8 protein-coding genes are annotated in these 7,895 nt (G+C 59.1%); 5 read left to right on the top strand and 3 right to left on the bottom strand.

Features of this window, described 5'->3' with window-relative positions:
• Window positions 1-166: 166 nt before the first annotated feature.
• Window positions 167-1,456 (bottom strand): citrate synthase, encoded by a 1,290-nt coding sequence (gltA, locus tag IB248_RS27910; protein ID WP_018858813.1) that lies wholly within the window; start codon window positions 1,454-1,456, stop codon window positions 167-169.
• 675 nt (window positions 1,457-2,131) lie between these two features.
• Between gltA and IB248_RS27905 the strand changes: the two genes are divergently transcribed.
• The 3 genes from IB248_RS27905 (at window position 2,132) to IB248_RS27895 (ending at window position 3,213) form a co-directional block, all read left to right on the top strand.
• Window positions 2,132-2,488, top strand: coding sequence for a ComEC/Rec2 family competence protein (locus IB248_RS27905; protein ID WP_192241963.1), 357 nt, complete (start codon window positions 2,132-2,134; stop codon window positions 2,486-2,488).
• The gene (locus tag IB248_RS27900; RefSeq protein WP_192241962.1) at window positions 2,479-2,739 is read left to right on the top strand and encodes a hypothetical protein; all 261 of its coding nucleotides are present in this window, start codon (window positions 2,479-2,481) and stop codon (window positions 2,737-2,739) included. Before IB248_RS27905 ends, IB248_RS27900 begins: the two co-directional genes overlap by 10 nt.
• 66 nt (window positions 2,740-2,805) lie before the next feature.
• Window positions 2,806-3,213 carry a hypothetical protein gene (locus IB248_RS27895; RefSeq protein WP_192241961.1) on the top strand — a complete coding sequence of 136 codons (408 nt, stop codon included), beginning with the start codon at window positions 2,806-2,808 and terminating at the stop codon, window positions 3,211-3,213.
• On the opposite strand, the gene lexA is transcribed toward IB248_RS27895, so the two are convergent.
• A complete protein-coding gene (gene lexA, locus IB248_RS27890; protein ID WP_018858812.1) occupies window positions 3,194-3,910 on the bottom strand; it encodes a transcriptional repressor LexA in 717 nt (238 codons plus the stop codon). The genes IB248_RS27895 and lexA overlap by 20 nt on opposite strands.
• 199 nt (window positions 3,911-4,109) lie before the next feature.
• On the opposite strand from lexA, the gene IB248_RS27885 reads away from it, so the two are divergent.
• Entirely contained in the window at window positions 4,110-4,994 is an 885-nt protein-coding gene (locus tag IB248_RS27885; RefSeq protein ID WP_018858811.1) for a VOC family protein, read from the top strand.
• Entirely contained in the window at window positions 4,991-5,836 is an 846-nt protein-coding gene (gene kdsA / locus IB248_RS27880; RefSeq protein ID WP_169683859.1) for a 3-deoxy-8-phosphooctulonate synthase, read from the top strand. Before IB248_RS27885 ends, kdsA begins: the two co-directional genes overlap by 4 nt.
• Before the next feature lie 20 nt (window positions 5,837-5,856).
• On the opposite strand, the gene IB248_RS27875 is transcribed toward kdsA, so the two are convergent.
• A complete protein-coding gene (locus IB248_RS27875) occupies window positions 5,857-7,701 on the bottom strand; it encodes a HAMP domain-containing methyl-accepting chemotaxis protein (RefSeq protein WP_192241960.1) in 1,845 nt (614 codons plus the stop codon).
• Window positions 7,702-7,895 lie beyond the last annotated feature (194 nt).

Below are 7,895 nucleotides of genomic sequence, written 5' to 3'. Positions count from 1 at the left end.
TCGGCACCAGACTGTCGAGCGTCACCATCTCAAGAGCCGTCTGGGTGGGGGCAGGTTTCTTCAACATGTCCCAATGAATCACAAACCCCCAGACGGTGCCAGGGGTTTGTCAGCAATCTGAGGGCGGTCATTTCTGACCGGGCTTTTTGCTGTCTGTGATCGCCGATTAGCGCTTGGAAACCGGCACGTAGTCGCGCTCCGGTTCGCCGACATAAAGCTGGCGCGGGCGACCGATACGCTGCTCTGGATCTTCGATCATCTCGTTCCACTGGGCAATCCAGCCGACCGTACGGGCCAGGGCAAACAGCACGGTGAACATAGTCGTGGGGAAGCCCAGGGCCTTCAGCGTGATGCCGGAGTAGAAGTCGATGTTCGGATAGAGCTTCTTCTCGATGAAGTATTCATCGGTTAGGGCGATGCGCTCGAGTTCCATCGCAACTTCGAGCAACGGATCGTCCTTGACGCCGAGTTCGCCGAGAACCTCATGCGTCGTCTTCTGCATGATCTTGGCGCGCGGATCGTAGTTCTTGTAGACGCGGTGACCGAAGCCCATCAGGCGGAACGGATCGTTCTTGTCCTTGGCGCGGGCGATGTATTCCGGAATGCGGTCAACAGTGCCGATCTCAGTCAGCATGTTCAGCGCTGCTTCGTTGGCGCCGCCGTGTGCCGGGCCCCAGAGGCATGCAATGCCGGCTGCGATGCAGGCAAACGGGTTTGCACCCGACGAGCCGGCGAGGCGGACGGTCGAGGTCGACGCGTTCTGCTCGTGGTCGGCGTGCAGGATGAAGATGCGGTCCATGGCGCGGGCCAGAACCGGATTGACCACATATTCCTCGCAAGGAACTGCAAAGCACATGCGCAGGAAGTTCGACGCGTAGTCGAGATCGTTCTTCGGGTAAACGAAGGGCTGGCCGATGTGATACTTGTAGGCCATGGCGGCCAGCGTTGGCATCTTGGCGATCATACGCAGGCTTGCGACCATGCGCTGATGCGGATCGGTGATGTCGGTGGAGTCGTGGTAGAACGCCGACAGCGCGCCGACGCAACCGCACATGACAGCCATCGGATGTGCATCGCGGCGGAAGCCCGTGAAGAACCGGCTCATCTGCTCATGCACCATCGTGTGATGCGTCACGCGATAGTCGAAGTCCTTCTTCTGGGCTGCGGTCGGCAGTTCTCCGTAGAGAAGCAGGTAGCAGACTTCGAGGAAGTCGCCGTGCTCGGCGAGCTGCTCGATCGGATAGCCGCGATGCAGCAGTACGCCGGCGTCACCGTCGATATAGGTGATTTTCGATTCACAGGACGCGGTCGAGGTGAAACCAGGATCGTACGTGAAGGAAGCCGTGTTCTTGTACAGGGCGCCGATATCGATGACGTCAGGACCGATGGTGCCGCTCTTGACGGCGAGATCGACTGATTTGTCACCGATTTTCAGTGTTGCGCTTTGTTCCGTCATTATGATCCTCCAAACTGGCGGTTGGCGCCATAAAAGCGCCATAGGGTTAAGCGTCGTCGATGATTGCTATATGATCGCGCGCCTAATGCCAAGTTACCGTGACGCCATTTTGTGCATCGCAGTATCAACTTTTGGGCACTTCTGCGATGACCCCTGCGCATAGCAGAAGCTGATGATTATCCTTAGCTTTTCCGGCTTCCGATTTTCCTTCAGATTTCAATCGATTATTCTTGCTTGGAAGCCCGTTAGCTTTCATTCTGGTTGTACGGGCGGCTGTTTTTGGGCGCAATGCATGCCGGGGTTGAGGCCATTGGAGGTGAGGGAAGCCACACCCGGCGCGGACGCGTTTGGGCGCGCGCCACAGCCTTCTTTTCTCGTGCCACGAGTTCCTGCGGAACCTCCGCTAACTTTCCAGACGCAATCCTTCGTGCCGTGGCCGACACGGATAAGGACTGCGTCGGATCGTTGTACCGTGTGGCTTCGTCTCGCCGTGGCAACGGAGATAGAGCATGGGCGGTTCTTCCTGGTTTCGTCCGTCTTCGCTGGGGCGGGCGCGATCCTCTGGTTCGTGCTTGGAAGTGCCCCCGGCCGAGCTCCGGATGTCGTTTGCGGCGACGCTTGCCCTCGTCGCCGGTTTACGCGATCTGGTCAAGAAGGCCGCCGCACGAACATCCCTTGCTGCAGGTCGCCGCAGTAACGCCCGTCGTTTTCATCATATGCTTCTTTGGTGGCATCCTGCTGACCGCGATGATCGGCGGCTTCTCGACCGCGCTTTTCGCCGTCGAGCACTTCCACCGGCTCAGCGCTTATGGTCTGCCGGCAAATCTCATGGCCATGCCGGTGGTCTCTTTCGTGGTGATGCCGATGGGCATGCTCGCTATGCTGCTGACACCTTTTGGCCTCGACGTCATTCCATGGAAAATTGCCGGTTTCGGGCTCGACATCGTGATCGCCATTGCCCAGATGGTCTCGACCTGGGCGGCAATATCGATATCGGCAGATTGCCGGGTTGGTATTTTCCTGTGGCGGTAGCAGGGTTCCTCTTACTTGCCCTTCTGCGCACCAAGATCCGCTACCTCGGCGCTGGCATTGCGGCGCTGGCAACAGTGCTTGTTGTGGTTGCGCCGAGCGAGCCGCCGCCCGACATGGTCATTGCCGAAGACGGCAATCTCGTCGCGATTGTGAGAGGACAAGTCCTTGCACCGAACCGGCCGCATCCGCCTGACTTCATTTTCGACCAATGGCGAATGGCGCTCGCCGCGGAGCTAGATCAACCAACGTAATTGTTGGAGGGTGTCAACGCTATCAGGCGGCGGGACAGTCAAGGCAGATCGGAGAGGTTATCTGCCGTGGAATTGCGCAATGCCCGCGATGCGTTACGTCAGGCTGCGACGAGCGCTGAGAACCGATTTGTATGCCTGAAAGGCGCCCGGTGCACAGCCACGCACGATAGCGGCTACGTCGTGACGATCGTCGAAAATCCCGCTTACTTCGGCGCTGCCTGCGATACGGCCGATATCGTCGTGACACCCGCTCGCCTCCGCACGACGGGGTGCCGGTCGGGCGCACTTTTGTTCACCGGCGAAACCTTGCGTCGCTTTGGTGCCGCTGAGGTAAGGATCGACGATCAAGGTAGCCCCGTCGTCACGACGGCCTATACGAGGCCCGACCGCCCTTGGATCCGCCATCGGGCGTATAATTGGCGAAGCGGCACCTTTGACGGCGAGCCGCTTGCCTTCAATGATAGCGGCGAATGAGGCCGACAAGCTTGCCCTGGACCTTGACACGGTCAGGCCCGAAAATGCGCGTCTCGTAAGCCGGGTTTGCCGCCTCAAGTGCGATGGAGGCGCCTTTCCGGCGGAAGCGCTTGAGCGTCGCTTCCTCATCATCGACAAGCGCAACAACGATGTCGCCGGCATTGGCGGTGCTGCCGTTGCGGATGATTACCGTGTCGCCATCAAAGATGCCGGCCTCGATCATCGAGTCGCCCTTGACCTCAAGCGCATAGTGCTCGCCTGGGCCAAGCATGTCCGCGGGAACCGTGATGTCATGGGTATTGTTCTGAATTGCCGAAATCGGTACGCCGGCAGCAATCCGTCCCATGACCGGTACAGAGGCAGGACCGCCGTTGTCAGCCTGCGGCGCTGGCTTCGGCGCCACAACTGGCTGTGGTTTGCCGAGGCTGCCTTCGATAACGCTCGGCGAAAAACCGCGGCGGGGCTGCAGGCTCGGGTTATATGCCTCGGGCAGTTTGATGACTTCCAGAGCGCGGGCTCGATTCGGCAGTCGGCGAATGAAGCCCCGTTCCTCCAGCGCGGTAATCAGGCGGTGGATGCCTGACTTCGACGCGAGGTCCAAGGCATCCTTCATTTCATCAAAAGAAGGGGGGACACCGGACTCCTTCATTCGCTCGTGAATGAAGAGAAGAAGCTCCTGTTGCTTGCGCGTCAGCATCGAAGTTGAACCCCAGAGTCGTGAAACAAAGCCAGAACAGACACTATATGTTCCATATGTGTTCCGCAAGTACCTAAATTTTCGTAAATCTTGCCTGCAACTTGCTGAGTTTTTGCGTCTCATTTGACCGAAAGCGTAGAAGGGGGTTGCATTGTCCTGTTGCCCGGCGCACATCTTCGCAAATTCCGGAGAAGTTGCCATGAGCGAAGCACATCCGCTGGACCACATCGTGCTGCCGGTTCCAAATATCAGGCTCTCGCGCGAGCGTCTCGGAAAGCTGGGATTCACCGTCGCGCCCGACGCCCGGCACCCGTTTGGGACCGAGAATGCCTGCATATTCTTCGCCGACGAAACTTATCTGGAGCCTCTCGGGGTCGCCAATGCCGAACTGCATGAAGCTTCGGCGCAGAAAGGCAATGTCTTCACCGCGCGGGACCGTGCCTTTCGATTCCGATGTGGAGACGATGGGCTGTCTGCCGTGGTCTTTGCGACGGCGGATGCCGATCGCGACCATGCCCGGTTTCTGTCCGAAAAGATCAATGGCGGCGAGATGCTGCAGTTCGAGCGGCCGATGAAGATGCCCGATGGCTCGGAGGTGACGGCTGCATTTAAGCTCGCCTTTGCAGTTGACCTGCGCGCTCCAGATTTCTTTTTCTTCACATGCCAACGTGTCAACCCGCTGCCAGCCGACCGGAAAGCCCTGCAAGTGCATGCAAATGGGGTGGTTGGGATCGCAGAGATCGTGCTTGGGGCACCCGACCCCAAGGCGTTTGGACCATTCCTGCGCGCCGCCGCCCACAGCTTGGGAACGACCAATGAGGCCTTCGGTGTGAGTGTGACAACTCCGAATGCCAGAGTGAGTGTTCTCTCCCCGGATGGACTGGACGCCTACTTCGACATCCCTGCGCCTTCCGACGATCGCGGTCTGCGTGGTGTTGCCATCGTTTTCAAAGTAGGCGATCTCGCCGTGACAGAAGCGCAATTGGCTGCTAACGGGATGACCTATACGCGCAAGAACAATCGAATTCTGGTGAAGGCCGCGCCCGGACAGGGCGCTCTCTTCGCCTTCGAGGAGAAACGATGAGCCAGACAAATTCCGAAGTCGTGGTCGGCGAAGGCGCCGGCCGCGTCACCTTTTCGAATTCCGGCAAGCTGTCGCTGATTGCCGGGCCTTGTCAGATGGAGAGCCGCGAGCATGCCTTCATGGTCGCCGGTGTGCTGAAGGAACTCTGCGACAAGCTTGGTCTCGGCCTCGTCTACAAGTCCTCCTTTGACAAGGCGAACCGGACGTCGCTGTCAGCGCAGCGCGGTATCGGCCTCGAAACGGCGCTTGAAGTGTTCGCCGATCTCAAGAGGGAATACGGCTTTCCTGTCCTGACCGACATTCATACCGAAGAGCAGTGTGCCGAGGTGTCCACCGTCGTCGACATCCTGCAGATCCCAGCTTTCCTCAGCCGTCAGACCGACCTGCTCGTTGCCGCCGCCAAGACCGGCCGCGTCATCAACGTCAAGAAGGGGCAGTTCCTCGCGCCCTGGGACATGAAGAACGTCCTCAACAAGCTGAATTCGAGCGGAAATCCGAACATCTTGCTTTGCGAACGCGGTGCTTCCTTCGGCTACAATACGCTGGTCTCCGACATGCGATCGCTGCCTATCATGGCGGCGATGGGCGCCCCCGTGGTCTTCGACGCCACGCATTCGGTCCAGCAGCCGGGCGGGCAGGGCGGTTCGAGCGGAGGGCAGCGCGAGTTCGTGGAGACGCTCGCGCGTGCGGCGGTCGCCGTCGGCGTCGCTGGCGTATTCGTGGAAACCCACGAAGATCCTGACAATGCGCCTTCGGATGGTCCCAACATGGTCTATCTGCGGGATATGCCGCGGCTTCTCGAAAAGCTGCTGGCCTTCGATGCGATTGCCAAGGCGGGATAAATGGATGGACGTGCACGCCGTCAACCGGCGAGCGCCAACCTCGTCTTTGTGGGATATGCCGATCCTGCCGTCCTCTCCGTGCCTTCGAGAGCGAAGCGGGAGAGCAGGTGATTGAGGTGTAGCGCCTCGTTGCCAAGCTCGCGGCAGGCTGCGCTGGTTTCCTCCGCCATCGCGGCGTTTTGTTGGGTGACGCTGTCCATGGTGTTGACGGCGGCATTGACCTCGACGAGCGCGGTCGTCTGTTCAGAGGAAGAGCGCACGATCGCCTCGATCAGCGTCGTCACCTTCAGCACCTGCTGATCGATACTGTTCAAGGCTTCGCCGGTGCGGTTCACCAAGGCAACGCCGGTTGACACCTGACTGGACGAAGTCTCGACCAACTGCTTGATTTCCTTCGCCAGCTTGGCAGAGCGGCCGGCGAGGTCGCGCACTTCTTGCGCCACGACGGCAAAACCCTTTCCGGCCTCGCCGGCACGAGCGGCCTCAACACCAGCATTGAGCGCGAGCAAGTTGGTCTGGAAGGCGATCTCGTCGATGACGTTGATGATTTCGCCGATCTGCACGGATGATGCTTCGATCTTCTCCATCGCAGCTACGGCCTCGTGCACGACAGTTGCCGAATAGCTGGCGCTTTCCTTCGTCACCGTCATCATCGCGTTTGCTTCATGGGCGCGTTCCGACGAGTTTTTGACCGTAACCGTGATCTGATCTAGCGCCGAGGCTGCCTGCTCCAGCGATGCGGCCTGATGTTCCGTTCGCCGGGCCAGATCATCCGTGCTTGTTGCGATTTCGCTAGTGCCAGTCCTGACCGTAGTGGTTGCCGTCGCGATATCCCTCATTGTGCCGGAAAGCGTGCGGACGCTCGAATTGAACTGCTCGCGTAGCCTCTCGTAGTCTGGCGCGAACGCTTCGTTGAGCTGGACGGTGAGGTCGCCGCGGGAAAGACGGTCCAGGCCGCGGCTGAGGCTCACGATGATGCGTTCGCGGCCGGCATCCTCATCAGCATTGGAGGCGGCCAGCGCCGCATCGCGCTGGGCTTGGGCCTGGCGCTCCGCATCCTGGTGTTCGCGGATTTTGTTCCGTTCTTGCGCCGATTCGCGAAACACGGTGACGGCGCGTGCCATTTCGCCAATTTCATCGACACGGTGGCTGAAGGGGACTTCCTTGGAATAGTCGCCGCCCGCCAGGATCGCCATGTAGTCGCGCATCGCCGAAAGTGGCACGATGGCGCGCCGGCGGAAGGCGTAGAGGCCGCCAAGAAGCAGGCAAAGCGAGACCGCCGCAGATGCAACCGTGATCGCCGAGAGAATGCTTGTCTGTTCGGCCGCGTCTTTTTCAGCCTTTGCCAGGAAGGCGTTCGCCATATCAACGAGCTCGTTGACCGCCGTTTCGTGGATATGAAAATTGGTCGCAAGCTTCTCGAAGGCTGTCGGGATGACCGCAGAGTCGTGGTTAAGGATGGCGGGCGCGAGTTCGTCCTGCATCACCTTCCAGAACGCATCGCCTTTGATGAAGACGTCGTTCAGAAGTTTTTCCTTGAGGTCTGCGCTGAGCGCGGTTGCCTGCCAATACTTGCGGCGATCCTCATAGGCGGGCTTCAGGACATTTTGAATGCGGTCGATGTTCTTTCCGGCGACCTCCGGGCGCTGCACCGCCTCGAGTGCAAGCATGTAGGATTCAACGACATAGAGGGGCGGCGGCAGAATATCGGCAACGAGATCCTTGCCGTAGACGATTTGCCGGTACATCTCGCCGTTCACGCGTAGCTTATTGAAGGCGTAGTTTTGTATGCCGATCGAAGCAATGAGCCCGGCGGCGACGACCACCGCGAAGATTGCAAGGCTTCGTGCAATATTGAGTTTCATCCTATGCCCCGTAAATAGTAAATAGTGAACGACGTCGTTTCTGAAACCATTGGAAATTTTCGAGCAGCAGCTATGGATCGTGACAGGCGGCTTGGCCACATAAGGAAGCGCATCATGCAATAACGCCTGCCGAAGAAGGTGTTATTTCCTTTCGGCCGTTAACTATAAATATGATTGGTTACTGGTCGATAAAT

It is taken from the genome of Rhizobium sp. RHZ01 (assembly GCF_014851595.1).
GTDB classification, from domain to species: domain Bacteria; phylum Pseudomonadota; class Alphaproteobacteria; order Rhizobiales; family Rhizobiaceae; genus Rhizobium; species Rhizobium altiplani.
The sequence above is the reverse complement of the archived record's forward strand: the minus strand, read 5'-3'. Positions and strand labels throughout refer to the sequence as shown.